The sequence below is a fragment of the Spiroplasma endosymbiont of Andrena trimmerana genome, assembly GCF_964019575.1.
In the GTDB taxonomy this organism is placed as follows: Bacteria; Bacillota_I; Bacilli_A; order Mycoplasmatales; family VBWQ01; genus Spiroplasma_E.
The window spans coordinates 1,109,876-1,127,589 of the sequence record NZ_OZ026455.1; the positions used below are offsets into that span (position 1 = coordinate 1,109,876).

Consider the following 17,714-nt stretch of genomic DNA (forward strand, 5'->3'; position numbering starts at 1 on the left):
AAAAGAAAAAAATAATCCAAAGTTTAACATTAGAAAAGAGGAACTTTTTATTATGGATAAAGATAAGGAAATTGAAAAGTTAAGAAAACAAGATGCAGAAAATAAAAAACAATTTGAAGAAGAAAGATTAAAAAAAAGAATTGAAGAAGCTGAAAAAGAAAGAAAAAGAATTGCAGAAGAAAAAAAACAATATAAAAAAGATAAAAATTTATAGACATAATACATTTTTATTATAGTTACAATATAAAAAATATTTTTTTATAAAATTAATATATTATTAAAATTAAAAAAAATATTAAGTATAATAAATTTATGAAATATTTAGGCATTGATTTAGGTAGTAAAACATTAGGGCTTGCTCGTGGTGAAGGAAAAATTGCTTTTTCTTGAAAAACTATTCGTTTCCCAGAGCATGATTTTAATAATGCTATTATCCAACTCCAAAATGCTATTAAAGAATATGATGCTGATATTCTTGTTTTTGGTTACCCTTTAAACATGGATAGCACAGTCGGCCCCAGCGCAAAAATTGTTTTAAATTTTATTGATAAATTTAAATTAACACAAAATAATGATAAACTAAATATTGTTTTACAAGATGAAAGAAGAACTACCTATTCTTCGCAGCAAATATTAATTAAATCTAATGTTTCTTCAAATAAAAGAAAACAAGTTAAAGATCAATTGGCTGCTGCTATTATTTTACAATCATACTTTGATAAAATAACTCAATCTTAAATTTTAGGAGATAAATGTGAAATATAAAAAAATTAATTTAATCGCTATCGCTGGCGGCAGTGCTTCAGGAAAAACAACAGTAGCAGAAAAAATTGCTGAAGCTTGTAATAAAAAAAATGTCATTTTTGTACAAATGGATAATTATTATCATGACCTTAGTAACTTAAAAGTTGAAGAAAGAAAAAAAACTAATTTTGATCATCCTAATGCTATTGATATGAAATTATTAATTCATGATTTAGAACAATTATTACTTGGCAATGCTATTGAAGAGCCTATTTATGATTTTAAAATCAATAGTCGCAGTAAAAACACTGAGATTATTGGTCCGGGTGATGTTATCATTCTGGATGGTATTTTTGCTTTAGAAAATCCTATTATTCGTGAATTATCTACTATCAAAATTTTTGTTGATACTGATAGTGATACTAGACTACTAAGAAGAATTAAACGAGATGTTAGTTTTAGAAATCGTACTCTTGACAGTGTTTTACAACAATATGCATTAACTGTTAAACCTATGCATGATGCTTTTGTTGAACCAACTAAACGTTATGCTGATATTATTATTCCTTTTGATTTTCATAATACTGTAGCTATTGATATTATTGCTACTAAAATTAAAGCAATTATTAAATAATTGCTTTAAGCTTTAATTTTTAAAATAACAATAAAATGCATCTTAAAGATGCATTTTTAAATTGTTTTTTATTGTTTTTTAAGTTAACAAGAAGATTATCAACTTAAATAATCAATTTTATTTTCATTTAAAAGAGATAAAATATTAAATTTCTGTATTTGCATTATTTGCTCATAAACACTATTTTTTATTTCATATTTTTTTTCTATACTATCAATATTTAAAACTTCAATTACTGTATTTCCATTTTCATGTGTTACTAAACCAAGTTCATTATTTAAATTAAATAATGTTTGAACATTAATTGATAAATCTAATACATAATTTACTTTATTACTATCTAAATCACTATAATATAATTTTGCTTTTTTACTTGCTAAATTTAAACTATAAAAATATATTTTACTATTTATTTCTGTTATTAATACTGTATCGTTAATGTTAAAAAAATCATTTCCAATTATTGGTTTGGCTTCAGATTGACCTTTTTTTATAATTAACACACTATAACTTATAGGTTTATTTATAGATTTATAAATAGCAAGATAAATGTTTTCGTTTTTATCAATAAATATAAAATTAACCATTAGATTGTTTGGTAAATTTATTTTTTCAGCAATTTCAGTATTAATATTATATTTATAAAAACCATCAAAAGTTGTTACATAAATATTATTTTTTAAATAAGTAATATCAGTTACCATACCCGAAACTAATGGCATAGTTTTAAATTTATTTTTATTATTAAGAATTATTACTCCACCAGCAGAAGTTAAATAAATATTACCTTTAATATCAATTATCATGTGAAAAGAACCTACTTTGAATTCTTTATTTTCTCAATAAATTTCATTATCTCTGGTACTTATATTATATTTTCAAATTTTTTGTCCAGGTATATGAAGATCAGAACTATCAAAAGTTGTATAATACAAATTACCATTGTCATCCTGTGTTTGTTTTACATTTTTTGTTGATATTATATTTTTATAATTAAAGTTAGTATCTTGATAATTATCATATATTTTTTTCATTATATTGTCCTCTTCATTCTTTTTTTAAAATAGTTATTTTTATTATTTCTTCTTTTAACTACATATCAATAATTCTAGTAACTAAAATCGATAAACGATATCACATGCTTACTAGAACTTACTATAAAAGAAAAATAATTAGTAGTTTTTTATTTTTTATTATCCATTATATTTTTATATTTCACATTATTTGAGTTAAACCTTGTTTACTTTAAAAATTAAAGTATCAGTCAAAAAATTCTATAAATTTTATAAAAATAATTATATTTATTTATTTATTTTCTATAAGTCAAATTTTAATAAAAATACAAATACAAATAATCAATAATAGTCATCAATATTTCTTCAATCAATTGTTGTGATTTGACATTAAGTTAGCAAAAATGATAAAATAACACGTTGGAGTGGTTAAATATGAAAAGAAAACTAAATTATAAAAAAATATTAATTGCAACTGGTATATTAGTTGTCGTTGCAGCAGCAACAACAATAGCTGTTGTCGCTACAAAAAGCACAAAATCAGAAGCAAAAAAAGAATTAAGTTCTATCATTACTAAGTTAGAAGTTGACGGTAACAAATTTAATACCGAAGAAACAGTTCTTAATGAAATTATTCGTTTAAATGAAGAAATAACATCTGAACATGTTGAAATTAAAAACTTTATTACTGCATCAGAAATTAAAAATGGTTCAGCAGAACTACATGCTAAAGCTGACAGTAAATATACAGGACAAGTAAATATTACAATTACTGCAAAAGACAAAATCGCTTTAGACAGTAAAATTACTAACAAAGAAGTTGACGGTAACAAATTTAATACTGAAAAAGCAGTTCTTGATGAAATCATTAAACAAAATAAAGATGTAACTGCCAATGATGTTGAAATTAAAAACTTCAAAGCAGCATCTGAAGCAACTGCTGGTTCAGCAGAACTAAATGCTAAAACTGACAGTAAATATACAGGAAAAGTAAATATTATAATTACAAAAGTTGATACTGAAGAAGAAAGATTAGAAAAAATTATTAAAAAAATTAAAGTTGCTAATGATAAAGAAAGATATGGTAAGGAATATGTTGAAGCATACAAGGAATATTTTGCATTTCTTGAAAAAACTATGGAAGCAAAATTTAAAATAGATCCTTGAGTTACAGATCAAGAACCGACAGATTCAAATAAAAGTTCAACTTTTTATAAATTAGAAAATTATATGAGAGAAATTAGAATATCACACTATAGACTAGGTTTAGTAGAGCAACGTATATTGGTAATAAATATTACTACTTATAATATAACAAAAAAACAAAAAAATAATAGCAAATCATTATTAAAATATTATATATAAATATTTCATAATTTAATTTTATTTAATAAAAAATATATTATAATACTTTCCTAACAAAATAAAATTAACCTATAAATAAAATATAAGGAGATTTTTAGAAATGAAAATTCAGAAACTTAAAAAAATAAATTTAATAACACTATCACTATTGATTTTAACTATTTTGGTTATATTTACTTTTTTAACCCTAATAGATTTTTTTAACATAAAAAATGATATAAAATATATTCCTTCTTTCTATAATCATTATCGAAAACAAGAAATAATAACAAAAGAAAATGGTTTTAATTTAATAAAAGAACATGGTTTAATTTATATGTTAACTAATAATAAATTATATTTTTGTAAACATTACCTCTTCCAAAATATTGTTGAAAACTATAATCTTAAATCATTAGTACAACTAAAAATTGGAATTGTTTTTGCTATAATTTTAAGTCCAATTTTATTATTTATAACTATATTACTAATCTTTTTAAATATTTATTTAAAAATAAAAAAAGTAGATAATAACTTTTGAGATGCTATTGAAAATTGTGAAATTATTAATAATTACTATGTTCATTAATTTTTTATTTATTATTAGAAATTAAAGTAAGAAATTTAAAAACTATTGATTATATTTATTATTTAATATAGTAAGCATAGATAAAATTATATGCTTACTATAAATTTTTAATTACTCTTGATAAAATTAACTGAATATTATCATTATAAATTTCTACCTTTCCTTCCATTAAAATTACTTTATTAACTTGTAAATATTCTTGGTATATTTGATATAACTTTTCAAAAACCGTTACTTCAATAACATTACTATCATTTTGCATTTCAAAAAAAGCCATTAATTTTTTAGTTTTAGTTTTAATTACTCTAATATTATTGATAACTCCATATACTCTAACATGTTGATCAACATAATTATTAATATATGCTAAATCAATAGCTTTATTATGAGGATCTAATTGCTCTTTTCATAGTAATTTAGGATTATATTTTAAATAAAGTCCTAATGCACGATGTTCATTAATACTATTATTATTTCAATCATCTTCTCTTTGTAACATAATTGGTTTAGCAATTAAATTAAAATTTAATGATAATTCGCCACTAGTTTCATTTTTTACCTGCACCATATTGGCATATTCTAATGCAGCATCCAAGTTTAATAATAACATTGTTCGATTTGGTTGAATATCATCTAAAGCACCAGCAGCAATTAAATGTTCAATGTTTTTACGATTCAAACCAATAAATATTGCTCGAGCACAAAAGTTAAAAAAATCTTGAAAAAATCCATTACTAGTACGTTCTTTAATAAGATTACTACAACTACCTTGACTCATTTGCTTAATTGCTTGTAAACTATAACGAATAGCTTTTTTAGCACCATCAATTAAAAAATCAATGTCAGAAAATTGAATTGATGGTGGTAAAACTTTAATTTGATATTTTTGACATTCATTCAAATATTGTAACATTTTTTGATCATTACCAATAACGCTACTTAATAACGACACCATAAATGCCAATGGATAATTTGCTTTTAAATAAACTAAATAATAACTAATTAATGAATAAGCGACAGCATGAGATCGATTAAATCCATAACCAGCAAATTTTTCAATATCTTCTCATATTTTCTTAACAACTCTTAGTGAATAACCTCTATTAACAGCACTTTTAATAAATGAGTTTGCTTGTTCTTTCATAACTATAGTATCTTTTTTACTAATTGCACGACGAATTAAATCAGCTTTTCCTAATGAATAACCAGCAACTTTCTGTAAAATTAATAATATTTGTTCTTGATAAATAATAATGCCATAAGTTGATGCTAAATAAGGTTTTAAATCTTCATGAATATACGTAACTTTTTGTTTTCCTAATTTACGATTAATATAATCTTGAATGTACTCTTGTGGTCCAGGACGAAATAAAGAAGAACTAGCAATAATATCTTCTAAGTTATCAACTTTCATTTTAATTAAAATTTGACGCATTCCTGAAGATTCCAATTGAAAAATACCGGTTGTATCACCATTTTTAATAATGTTAAAACTTTTTTCATCATTTAAAGGAATTTGAGATAATTTTAAATTTAAAAAATAATGTTTGCTTACTTGTTGTAAAATATTTTGCAAAATAGTTAAATTACGTAATCCTAAAATATCCATTTTTATCAAACCAAGAGTTTCTAGGGTTTGCATTGGAAATTGCGTTTGATAAATACCTTGAAATCCTAATTGTAATGGAATAGCAGTAACTAACGGTGCTCTTGTAATAACGATTCCTGCTGCATGAGTACTAGTTTGTCGTGGAAAACCAAGAATTTCTTTGGTTAAAATAAACAATAAAGGATACTTATTTGCATATCATGCTAATTTTGGTGATTGTTTAATAGCCATATCTATTTCAAAATTATATTGAATTGGTATTAATTTTGTCATTTCATTAATATCTTCAATATTAACTTGAAAAACTCTTCCCAAATCACGAATTGCCATTTTACTAGCAATTGTTTGAAAAGTAACAATATATGCAACATGTTCTTTGCCATATTTTTGATGAATATAATTAATAACTTCATCTCTTCTTGTATCTTCAAAATCGATATCAATGTCTGGTAATGATATTCGTTCTGGATTTAAAAATCTTTCAAAAATTAAATTATAAGCAATAGGATCAACACCAGTAATTCCTAAAACATATGCCACTAAACTACCAGCAACACTTCCTCTACCTGGTCCAACCATTATATTCTTGCTTTTTGCAAATTTAACATAATCATTAACAATTAAAAAATAATCAGCAAAACCCATTTCATTAATTACTTGTAATTCATATAAAACTCTTTTAACGTATGTTTCAGGAATTTCACGACTTTGAAAATGCGCTTCTAATCCCTGCTTACATAATTCTTGCAAATATAAATTACTAGTAAGATTATTAGGGCAAGTAAATTTTGGTAAACTTAATTCTGCACTATTTGGCTTATTTTTAGGAAATTTTAAATTACATAATCAAATAACCTTTTCAATATTTTCAATAATTTCATTTGGATAATGTTGCATTAAATCTTGTTTAGTTTTATATAAAAACTCATTACTTTTTGATAAATCTTCTGATTTTAATGTTTTTTGTTCTTTAATAGCTTGTAAAATTTGATAAGTACGATGTTGTTTTTCATCTAAATATAAAACCAAATCAATTGGAATAATATTAGATGTAATCGATTTTAATAAAGTAATATTATCCATATCACTAGGTACTAAACCAAAATAAACTAATTCATGACCTGTTGAATTTAAAATATCATAATTATTTTTAATATATCTAATATTTTTATTATTAGCATGAATAATAACTAAAACTTCACGTGTTTGATTAAGATATTTTTTTACATCATTAGTAGTAACAATATTATTATTAGTACTAATAATAGTAGAAAGCTCTATTAATCTTTGATAACCAGCATATGAAGTTGCCATAATAGTTAATTCAACTTTATCAGTAGCACTTTCTCAAACACAATTTAAACCAATTAATGGTTTAATATCATTCTCTATACATAAATTACAAAATTCATAAGCACCATACATTATATTTTTATCTACTAAAGATAGAACTTTTAAATTATTTTTTTTAGCAAATTCAATATAATCACTTATTTTAATAGTTGATGAAAGAAATGAATAATTAGAACGAACATTTAAATTAACTATATATTTCATACTATCCCCTACAATTCTTGAATGACTTATATTACAAGTTAATTTTAACATCATTTTATCTTGCTAGGTTATTCTTAAGTTATTGTTTTTAATACAAAACTATTTAAAACACTTAAAATCAACTTTTTTAGAAATAAAATAAAAAAATAAATTTTATTTCTAAAATTTATATTAAAAAAGAAAAAATAAACATTATTTTTTTCAATAATTAATAATTAATAATTTGGGAAAAATTTTAATATATTTTTTTACATATTAAAACCAATAATATGTTAAAATCTGCATAAACTTAATACAAGTTTTCAACTTATTACTTCATTTTAAAGTAAGTGAGTTTGTTATTTTTAATCAAATAAGGAGAAAAAAATGGATATTCAAAATATTAATTTAATAAAAGCTGCTAAAATCGGTGATCTACAAGTAATTAAAAAAATAATTAAAAATGGTGGCAATGTTAATTATATATGCGATGATATAACCGCTTTAATATGAGCAGCGCAAAATGGTCATTTAGATGTAGTTAACATCTTAATAGATAATGGTGTTAATATTTATCATGTAGTTAAAAATAGACCTGATCCTTGAATATTAAATAATATTAATGGACAAATAATTATAGCCAAATATTTAAAAACAAATGGTTATTATAACTATGCTAATCTTTTACTAGATACCATTGAAAATGGTGATACAGCTTTAACAATAGCTGCTAAAAACAAACACCCAAAAATAGTTGAAAGATTAGCCTATGAAATTTATGAACAAGAAATAAAGCAACGATATAAATTTGGATTACCTACTATTCTTAATGTTACAACCAATATTGACTTTAGAGAACCAAATCCATATCAAAAATTACAAATAAATTTAAAACTTGCTCAATTAGAAATTGATAAGAAAAAAATAAATGAAATCAATAAAAGAATTGAAAAAACAAAATTATTAGTAAATGAAATAAATGCAATTGATTTACAAAATCAAACTTCAACAAGTAATCAAAATACTTATTGTAATATTTTATAGTTTACTATTAAAAAATAACAAAAAGAGTGAAACTTCACTCTTTTTTTATATTTAAAGTAAATAAACTGTAATTTATTAAAACTATTAAATTATTAATAAATTTATTTATATTTTTTCAATATCTTTAAAACTATTTATTAAAATTTGTTCTCAATCAATTATTTGCTTTAAATCATTTTCTAAAAGTTCACATTCTTTAATCTTTGGTTGTGTAACAGGGTTTTTGGGAACAAATAATGAACAACAATCAGCGAATGGTAAAATTGATGTTTCATAAGTACCAATTTTTTTAGCAAGATTAATAATATCAACTTTATCTTCGGCAATTAAACTACGCAAAATTGGTAAATTGCTAACAATATTAATAGCATTAATACTTGCTAATGTTTGTGAAGCAACCTGACCAATCGCTTCACCGGTTGCTAATGCTTGAATTTTATATTTTTCTGCAAATAAACTAGCAATTCTAATAAACATTCTACGCATTAAAGTAATACGATAACTTTCTTTCTTAATATGACTTAATTCATTTTGCAAGTAAATAAAATTGCAAATATATAAATTTTTACTACCAGCATTATAAGGTGCTAAAATTTGAACTAAAGTTTCTACTTTTTTTAATGCTGTTGGTAAAGTAAAAGGTGGAGTAGCAAAATGTAAATATTGAACTTGTAATCCTCGTTTCATTAATTTATATGCTGCTACAGGGGAATCAATACCACCGCTCAATAATAATAACACTTTCCCTGAACTACCTACTGGAAATCCACCAGCACCAATAATTTTATTTGCAAATAAATAAATATCATCCTTATTAACTTTGATATTTATTTTTAAATCAGGATTAGTAACATTAACTTTTAAATCTGTTTTTTTTAAAATTATAGAAGCTATAATTTTAACTATTTGTTCTGAATTTAATGAAAAACTCTTATCACTACGACTAACAAAAAGTTTAAATGTTTTAAAATTTGTTAGATCTTGACTTAAAATTAATGATATTACTTTTTCTGATAATATTTCCATATTTTTAGCAATTCTAAAAGCAGGTGATAATGAACTAATACCAAATATTTTCACCAAAATATTAATAACATCATTCATTACGTCAAGAGATAAATTAGTTAGTTCCATCCGATCATGAAAATGAATAATATTTATTTGTTTATAATCACTAAGAGCATACTTAATATTTATTTTTAATTGTTTAATAAAATCAATCCGATTTTTACTTTTAGTTGTTAATTCACCATAACGAATAATAATAATTGGTACCATTTAAATTTCCTCTTTTTTAAAATTTATTCCATTAATTCCAATAATAATGTTAATGCTTTTTGATTATGATTATTAGTGATATTATTTTCAATTTCATTAAATTTACTATTAAGTTGCTGATTAATTGAACAATGACGATTAGCATAAACAAGAGTTAAATGTGATAATTTATGAATAGTAATTTCCATTTTTAATTCAGTATAAAGATGAAAAATTTTATTTTGTAAATCATTAAATTTACTAAAAGAAGAATTATCATAATTTCCATTTTTAAAATTTAAAATAGTATCATTTATTAAATATTGTAAATCACTAAACTTTTCTTTATAAATTTCATTTAAATAATAAAAATTAATATTATTTAAAATATTATCAATTTGTAACATCATTGAATTGATTTTATCAACATAAGTTTTAAATTTAATTTTTGCTTTATTTTGTTCATTCAACAATTTATTATACTCTTTTAAACTATTAAAAACAACAATACTATTTTCAAATAACGCCGCTAATAACATCACTAATGTTTCATAACTAGTATTTTTTATTGATTTTTGATGTTCTATGATTAATAAATTATCAAAATCATTAACAGTAGCAAGTTGTTTATTAATAATAGTTTCTAAGTTAGTTATTTTGCTATTTTCTATCATTTTAGAATTAATTTTATTTGAAAGAGCAATTTCATTTTTAATAGTTTCAAATATTTCATTAAAATTAAAACTCATAACTAAAAATTTTTCATAATTTTGTTTAAAAATATTATAAAATATTTGTTCTTTATCAATTTTATTACTAAAAGTGGCAATTAATTTTAATATTTCTTGAGTGTTAACCTTAGCTTTTTTGTATTGTAAATTATTAATTTGTTTATTAATAAAACTTAACTTTTCATCAACGTTTGCTACTAATTGTTCGTATTGTAAAAGTAAAGTATTATTTATTTTTATCATTTGATATTTATTTTTTAAGGCCGCCATTTTTTGTTTAATTTCATATGTTATAATATAACGAAGTGTTGGTAAATTATCTAAAATTTCTGCCAATGTTACAACAGCAATCGCAATCTCACTTAAAATAGTAATAATTTGACTAACATTAATAGCATTAATATTTGTTTCTAATTCTTTAAACATATCATTAATTATTTTAATAACTTCATCTAATTGTTCTCGATTAAGATCATTTTGTAAATTAATCTTGATCATTTGATCTTGTAAATAATTAAAATTTTGTTTAAAAAATAATTGATATTCTCGTAATAATTGATCAATACTAATAAAATAATCTATTTCAATTGTTAATAACTGCAATTGATTTTTTAAATTATTACTTTTATTATGCATTCTATACATTAATTTATATCTTTTTCATAATTCTTTATTATTTTGTAATTTTAAAATTTGAATATATTTTTTAAAAACCTTATTTAAATCTTTTTTTAAAAAAAGATTATAACGACTAATTCAAATCCCTAAAATAGAACTATATTGTTCATTTGCTTGTACCATTTGATTAATACGATTTAATCTTTCTTTAATATTAATATTTTGAATATATTGCAAATTTTTATAAACCATAAATTGTTTATTTTTATATGAACTAAAAATTACTAATAAACTTGTTAAAACGATAATAGTAAAAATTAATAAACTAATAATAGTTATTATAATAATTTGTGCACTAGTTAATTTATAAATTTTTATTAACATCAACATAGTTTTATTCTCCTTTCCTTATATTTTAAATATATTAAAAGATATTAATCTTTTATTTTATTATTACTTCTAAAATATTTAATAATATCAACTAAACCTAAAAATAACATTTGTGGTTCATAAATATAAGAAAAATCAAAATAAGATTTTAAAATTGGTACACTACCTCCTGTTAAAATTACAGGTAAACTAATATTTGTTTCATTTTGAATTCTAGCAACTATACTATTAATCATTGCACTAAAACCATAACCATAACCAATTGATAAAGCATGATTAGTATTTTTACCTAACATTGATTGATAATGTTGCATTTCAAAATCAACAAGTAAAGCAGCATTATCAATCAATGCATCTTTACTTGTACTAAATCCAGGTCCAATAATAACACCAACCAAAACATCATTAACAACAACACTATAGGTAGTAGCAGTTCCCAAACTAACAACTATCGCATTGTGATACTTAGTATAAGCAGCATATGATAATGCTATCAAATCACTACCTAATTGACGATTTTCTAAATTAAGTTTTAAAGGTAAAGAACTTAGTAAATTAAAATCAACAATTAACGGTTTTAAATTATATGTAAAAACAATTAATTTTTCTATTATTATTAAAAAATTTGGAACAACACAACTAATAACAGCTTCTTCAAAATGTAATTTTTTATTTAATTTAAATGCTTTTTTCAATTGAACAATTGCAGTTTTACTTTTGGTTTCTATTACTGCTCATTGTTCAATAATTTCACTATCATTTGTTGTTATAATCATAGCAATCTTAATTAATGTATTACCAATATCTACTAATAACAAACTTTTCATTATTATACTTGTTGAACCATTTCTTTAGTTGAAGCTAATTCATCATATAGTGTACGAACAAGATTATTTAAGTTTTCAACTTGTAAAAACTTACCACTACGAGCTATTGAAACAGAACCATTAGTTTCACTAACAATAACTGATACTGCATCGGTTTGCTCTGATATTCCAATAGCAGCACGATGACGTGAACCAAATTGACTAGATATTTTTTTATTAGTTAGTGGAAAATAAGTAGAGGCACATTCAATACGACCTAAACGAATAATAACTGCACCATCATGCAATGGTGAACCTTTAATAAAAATAGATTGTAATAGTTGTGAAGTTACTTCACCATCAATTTTTACTCCCAAATCAGTATATTCATTTAATGAAACATTCCTTTCAATAGTAATTAGTGCTCCAATTTTTTCTTCTGCTAATTTAATCACTGCTTCTGCTAAAACACTTGCTAACATTCTTTTTTCTGAAGTTGCTAGTAGTTTCATATGAGATTTATTTCTTGTTGTTCATCAAACTTTTTTACCACGAATAAAGGTATTCATAACTATTAAAATAAGAATTGTCATTAATAAAGAAATGGTTATTCCAAATAAAACCGCTATTTCAGCAATAACTGTTCCAATATCTGCTGAAATTACAGTCGAAATAATATTTAACGGTAATACACTCATATTAAATACCACCATTCCTTTATTTTTTGATTCCACTACTTTAATTATAAAGTAAAAAAATTATTTTTGATATTATTAGTATAACAACTTATCATAATTTACAAAATACTCCTTTTAAATTTATTTTTAAAAGGAGTACTAATATTTTTGATAATTTTAGATTTTATCTTATATAAGTTTATAAAATTATTATTTGTTAATTATCTTTATTAACTATAAATTTGGTACAGTGTTATGAACATAATTTTTATTTACTACGGATAATGTTGATAAATTCTTATTTACTTCTGCTTTTATTAAAAAATCATTATCACTATCTTTACTATTTTCTCTTGAAGATAATTTAGTTTGTAATTTTTCAATTAATTTTAGTGAATTTGATAGTTTTTCCTGTAATCATACTGATGCTACTGATATATCTGTGATTGTTACTGTTGCTGGTTCTGTTTTTAATTTTTCTAATTTTTCTGATGCATTTGATAATTGTTCTTCTAATTTTTTTAAAGATTCTACTAATTCTTTTAATGTTTCATCTTCTCATACTTTTTCTTTTAATGTTTGTAATGTTTGTAATACTTTTAATGCTGTTAATACTTTTGTTTCTAATGTTTTTACTTGATTTTCTATCTTATCTTTTGCTTTATTTTTTCTCTTACTGGTTTTGATTGATTCTTTTCCTCCAGATATTACTTTTCCTAACCCGACTAGTGTTTTTAGCAAGATTGCAATTGATTTAGCGTCCATATTTTATTCACCTTTTCTAATTAAATAAAAAAATCTATTACTTTAAAATTAAAGAAATAGGATTTAAAATAAACTTGATATTAAGTTTATAAAATTATTGTATTATAGTTTTCTATACTATTATATTTTTATACAAATTAACATCGTTAAATGTTTTTAATATTTAATTCTAAACTATCAAATCAAAAACTAATTAATATTATTTTTAATAATATCTGTTATTTCTTTAACAGCAATATCTAAGTCATCGTTAATAACAATATAATCATATTCATGTTGAACTTTAAATTCTTCTTTTGCTTTATTTAACCTTTTCTCAATAATTGCTTCTGACTCACTAGCACGCATACGAATTCTTTGTTCTAATTCTTGATAAGAAGGAGGCATAATAAAAATACTCATAATATCATTGCGATGTTCATAATTTTTTAAAACTTGACTAGCACCATCAACCTCAATTTCCAAAATAACGTTATAACCTTGATTTTGCAAATTTAAAACATAACTCTTACTAGTACCATAGTAATTACCAATAAAATTTGTATATTCTAAAAAATCATTACCTTTAACATGATTTAAAAAAGTTGATACATCAACAAAAAAATAATTAATGCCATCTTGTTCTTTATTACGTGGTTTTCTTGTTGTCATCGAAACTGAATATGCTAAATTTAATGATTTATCAGCAAATAATTTAGCAATAATTGCACCCTTACCAACACCACTTGGTCCAGAAAGAATAATTAATTTTCCTTTTTTTTGTGCCATTTACATTCTACTTTCTACTTTTCATAAAATTGAATTATTTTAATATATATTTTACCGTATTTTTTATTAGATACTACTTTAAAATGGAAATTTAATTGTAAATTTTCAAGTGGTACATTTGTTTCTAAAACAATTAAAGCATTATTAGCAAGTAAATTATTTTTATAAAAGAAATCAATAATTCACTGTTGACAAGTAATATTTGCAAACGGTGGATCAATAAAAACAATATCACACTGTTGTACTAGTGTTTTACTAAAAATTTGATAATCCAAATTACTTAATTTAACTTGTTCTTGTAAATTACAAGCAAAACAATTTTGATTAATAATATTACAAGCAGCTTTATTAATATCATTTGCAAAAGCAACTTTTGCCCCTCGTGATAAACTTTCAAGAATTAAATTACCACTTCCAGCAAATAAATCAACAACAATTTTATCTTCAAAACTACAATAATTTAACATAATATTAAAAATATTTTCTTTAATTCGATTTAATGTTGGCCGTGTTGATAAACCATCTAAAGTAATTATTTTTTTCCTTTTAATTTTCCAGCAATAATTTTCATGTTTTCTCCAAAATTTAGTTTATAATAACTTTATCATTAAATTTGATAAAAGCAAATTAGTTTAATTTATTATTTATTACAAACTGATGAAAGGATCTGCAATGTTAAAAAAATTACAAAACGAAGTACCATCAGCATCTTGAATTACTGAAGATACAAAACCTAGTTTATTAAAACCTTGTGCTGATGTTATTTTACCCTTAACACCTAAAGATGAAAATATTATGAAACGTATGATTGATTGAGTAAAAGCATCACAAGATAAAGAATTTAATGCTAACAACATTTTAACCGAAGCTATTGGTATTGCTGCACCACAAATTGGAGAAAATATAAAAATGTATTATATTTTATTACCAATTCCTGATAAAAATGAAAAGATTATTTACTATGAACATGCATTAATAAATCCAAAAATCATTGGTAAAAGCGAACAAATAGCTTATTTAAAAAAAGGTGAAGGTTGTTTAAGTGTAACTAATCACCCTCATGAAGGTTTAGTTCCACGTAGTTATAAAATCAACGTTACAGGTTATGACTATTTAAAAAAGAAAAAAGTAACTTTAACTGTTAGAGGTTATGAAGCAATTGTTTTTCAACATGAGCAAGACCATTTAGAAGGAAAACTCTTTTATCATCACATTAATAAGGATAATCCTTGACTTAATGATGATAAATGGATTATGATATAAAGTAGAATGATAAACTTAAGTTTTTAAATTGTTTTATTATAGTTAAATATAATATACCAAATAAGTAATAAGTAAAAACATGATTAAATTCATTACATTTTTTTATGTTATTTCCTTATAATTTTAAAATGAATGAAGGAGAAAAAATATGAGTGATACACCCACAAAAAATACTATGCCAGTTAAAAAGTTCGTCACGAAAATCTTTGCGCTTGGTGGGCTAGAAGAAGTTGGAAAAAATACTTATGTAATTGAACAAGATAATGAAATTATTATTATTGATGCTGGAGTAAAATTTGCTGATGCTTCTATGCCAGGAATTGAAGCAGTAATTCCTGATTATAGTTACCTAAAAGAAAATAAACATAAAATTAAAGGAATATTTATTACTCATGGTCATGAAGATCATATTGGTGGTATACCATACTTATTAAAAGAAATTAGTGATATTCCAGCTATTTATGCTCCTAACTTAGCAGCAGCTTTAATTCGTCATAAAATTAAGGACAAAGGAATAAAATCAAAAATAAAAATAAATATTGTTGATGGTAATAGTAAAATTAAAACTAACAGATTTATTATTAGTTTTTTTGCTGTTAATCATTCAATTCCTGATGCATATGGAATTTGCGTAGAAAATTCAAATGGAACTGTTGTAACAACAGGTGATTATAAATTCGATTGAACACCTTTAGGTCATAAAGCAGATATTGATAAAATGGCACAAATGGGTCAAAAAGGAGTAACATTATTTTTAGCAGATTCAACGAATGCTGAAGTACCCGGTTATACAATGACAGAAATGCTTGTTGTTAAAAGAATTAGTGAAATATTTGCTAAAGCGAAGGGCAGAATTTTAATTTCTACTTTTGCTTCTAATGTACACCGTTTACAACAAATTATTGAAGTTGCAACAAAACATAATAGAAAAGTTATTGTTGTTGGAAGAAGTTTAGAAAGAATAGTTAATGTTATTCGTCAAATGGGACATTTAAAAGTTCGTGATAGTTCATTTATTAAAGCAGAAGAAGCTAAAAAATATGATAATAATCAAATTGTTATTATTTGTACGGGTTCCCAAGGTGAACCAATGGCAGCATTATCAAGAATTGCTAATCGCGAACATCGTCAAATAAAAATTATACCCGGTGATACAATAATATTCTCTTCATCAGCAATTCCCGGTAACCGTGCTGACGTTGAAAGAGTAGTTAATAAACTAACACGACTTAGTGCGATTGTTGAAGAAAATTCACCATTAAATTGATTGCATACTTCTGGTCATGCTTCACAAGAAGAACAAAAATTAATGTTAAATTTAATTAAACCATCATACTTTATGCCAATGCATGGTGATTATCGAATGTTAAAAGTTCATAAAGAAACAGCTGTATCAATTGGAATCCCTGAAGAAAATATATTTATTTGTTCTAACGGTGATCCAATTATTATGGATAATGGTAAATGTTCTTTAAGCGATAAACGCATTGCTGCTGATCCTATTTATGTTGATGGTGGTAAAGATATGTCAGGAGTAACAACTGCTGCAGTAATCCGTGATAGACAAATTCTTTCTAAAGATGGTTTAATTGCAATTGTTGTTTCTATTGATTCACAAAATAATAAATTATTAGCACCACCAACGTTTATTTCTCGCGGTTCTTTCTATGTTCGTGATGCAGCACCTTTAGTATCTGAAGCAATATCATTACTAACAAAAGCTATTAATGAAGTATTAAAAAGCGAAAGACCTACTTTTGCTACAATAAAAAATGCTATCAAATCAACATTAGCACCTTATATATTTAAAAAGAAAAGAAGAAACCCTTTAATTATTCCTGTTATATTAAATAAAAAATAGTTTTAAAAACTTTTTTTTATTTTTTTTGATATATTTTATTAAACATAATTAGCATTGAATATGAT

The 17,714-nt window shown here is 23.2% G+C and carries 17 protein-coding genes; 8 read left to right on the forward strand and 9 right to left on the reverse strand.

From position 1 onward, the window contains the following. Nucleotides 1-52 precede the first annotated feature (52 nt). From AACL03_RS06555 to udk, 3 genes are all read left to right on the forward strand, one after another. A complete protein-coding gene (locus tag AACL03_RS06555) occupies nt 53-214 on the forward strand; it encodes a hypothetical protein (protein WP_338957646.1) in 162 nt (53 codons plus the stop codon). Between the two features lie 98 nt (nt 215-312). After that, entirely contained in the window at nt 313-738 is a 426-nt protein-coding gene (gene ruvX, locus AACL03_RS06560; RefSeq protein WP_174481257.1) for a Holliday junction resolvase RuvX, read from the forward strand. 16 nt (nt 739-754) lie between these two features. Beyond that, nucleotides 755-1,378, forward strand: a complete 624-nt coding sequence (gene udk, locus AACL03_RS06565; RefSeq protein WP_174481256.1) for a uridine kinase — start codon at nt 755-757, stop codon at nt 1,376-1,378. A gap of 95 nt (nt 1,379-1,473) precedes the next feature. On the opposite strand, the gene AACL03_RS06570 is transcribed toward udk, so the two are convergent. Beyond that, nucleotides 1,474-2,412: a hypothetical protein gene (locus AACL03_RS06570; protein WP_339039884.1), complete on the reverse strand. Its 939-nt coding sequence runs from the start codon at nt 2,410-2,412 to the stop codon at nt 1,474-1,476. Nucleotides 2,413-2,826: 414 nt separating this feature from the next. On the opposite strand from AACL03_RS06570, the gene AACL03_RS06575 reads away from it, so the two are divergent. Together AACL03_RS06575 and AACL03_RS06580 are read left to right on the forward strand one after the other, a co-directional pair. Then, nucleotides 2,827-3,756, forward strand: a complete 930-nt coding sequence (locus tag AACL03_RS06575) for a hypothetical protein (RefSeq protein ID WP_339039885.1) — start codon at nt 2,827-2,829, stop codon at nt 3,754-3,756. Between the two features lie 100 nt (nt 3,757-3,856). Continuing rightward, nucleotides 3,857-4,324 carry a hypothetical protein gene (locus AACL03_RS06580; protein ID WP_339039886.1) on the forward strand — a complete coding sequence of 156 codons (468 nt, stop codon included), beginning with the start codon at nt 3,857-3,859 and terminating at the stop codon, nt 4,322-4,324. 97 nt (nt 4,325-4,421) lie between these two features. On the opposite strand, the gene AACL03_RS06585 is transcribed toward AACL03_RS06580, so the two are convergent. Continuing rightward, a complete protein-coding gene (locus AACL03_RS06585) occupies nt 4,422-7,490 on the reverse strand; it encodes a DNA polymerase III subunit alpha (RefSeq protein ID WP_339039887.1) in 3,069 nt (1,022 codons plus the stop codon). Between the two features lie 366 nt (nt 7,491-7,856). On the opposite strand from AACL03_RS06585, the gene AACL03_RS06590 reads away from it, so the two are divergent. Next, nucleotides 7,857-8,513 carry an ankyrin repeat domain-containing protein gene (locus tag AACL03_RS06590; protein WP_339039888.1) on the forward strand — a complete coding sequence of 219 codons (657 nt, stop codon included), beginning with the start codon at nt 7,857-7,859 and terminating at the stop codon, nt 8,511-8,513. A 105-nt stretch (nt 8,514-8,618) separates the two neighbouring features. On the opposite strand, the gene thiI is transcribed toward AACL03_RS06590, so the two are convergent. The 7 genes from thiI to AACL03_RS06625 form a co-directional block, all read right to left on the reverse strand. Beyond that, nucleotides 8,619-9,791, reverse strand: a complete 1,173-nt coding sequence (gene thiI, locus AACL03_RS06595; protein WP_339039889.1) for a tRNA uracil 4-sulfurtransferase ThiI — start codon at nt 9,789-9,791, stop codon at nt 8,619-8,621. A 23-nt stretch (nt 9,792-9,814) separates the two neighbouring features. Beyond that, nucleotides 9,815-11,509 carry a hypothetical protein gene (locus tag AACL03_RS06600; protein WP_339039890.1) on the reverse strand — a complete coding sequence of 565 codons (1,695 nt, stop codon included), beginning with the start codon at nt 11,507-11,509 and terminating at the stop codon, nt 9,815-9,817. A 44-nt stretch (nt 11,510-11,553) separates the two neighbouring features. Beyond that, nucleotides 11,554-12,336, reverse strand: a complete 783-nt coding sequence (locus AACL03_RS06605) for a type III pantothenate kinase (protein ID WP_339039891.1) — start codon at nt 12,334-12,336, stop codon at nt 11,554-11,556. Between the two features lie 2 nt (nt 12,337-12,338). Continuing rightward, nucleotides 12,339-13,013 carry a diadenylate cyclase gene (locus AACL03_RS06610; protein WP_252320291.1) on the reverse strand — a complete coding sequence of 225 codons (675 nt, stop codon included), beginning with the start codon at nt 13,011-13,013 and terminating at the stop codon, nt 12,339-12,341. A 213-nt stretch (nt 13,014-13,226) separates the two neighbouring features. After that, nucleotides 13,227-13,757 (reverse strand): hypothetical protein, encoded by a 531-nt coding sequence (locus AACL03_RS06615; protein ID WP_339039892.1) that lies wholly within the window; start codon nt 13,755-13,757, stop codon nt 13,227-13,229. Nucleotides 13,758-13,946: 189 nt separating this feature from the next. Continuing rightward, nucleotides 13,947-14,525, reverse strand: coding sequence for a guanylate kinase (gmk, locus tag AACL03_RS06620; RefSeq protein ID WP_338957663.1), 579 nt, complete (start codon nt 14,523-14,525; stop codon nt 13,947-13,949). Between the two features lie 14 nt (nt 14,526-14,539). Next, nucleotides 14,540-15,076, reverse strand: coding sequence for an RsmD family RNA methyltransferase (locus AACL03_RS06625; protein WP_339040168.1), 537 nt, complete (start codon nt 15,074-15,076; stop codon nt 14,540-14,542). A gap of 106 nt (nt 15,077-15,182) precedes the next feature. Here AACL03_RS06625 and def point away from each other — a divergent pair, with 106 nt between their 5' ends. Both def and AACL03_RS06635 read left to right on the forward strand, forming a co-directional pair. After that, nucleotides 15,183-15,788: a peptide deformylase gene (gene def / locus AACL03_RS06630; RefSeq protein ID WP_339039893.1), complete on the forward strand. Its 606-nt coding sequence runs from the start codon at nt 15,183-15,185 to the stop codon at nt 15,786-15,788. 148 nt (nt 15,789-15,936) lie between these two features. Then, a complete protein-coding gene (locus tag AACL03_RS06635) occupies nt 15,937-17,649 on the forward strand; it encodes a ribonuclease J (RefSeq protein WP_339039894.1) in 1,713 nt (570 codons plus the stop codon). Nucleotides 17,650-17,714: the final 65 nt, after the last annotated feature.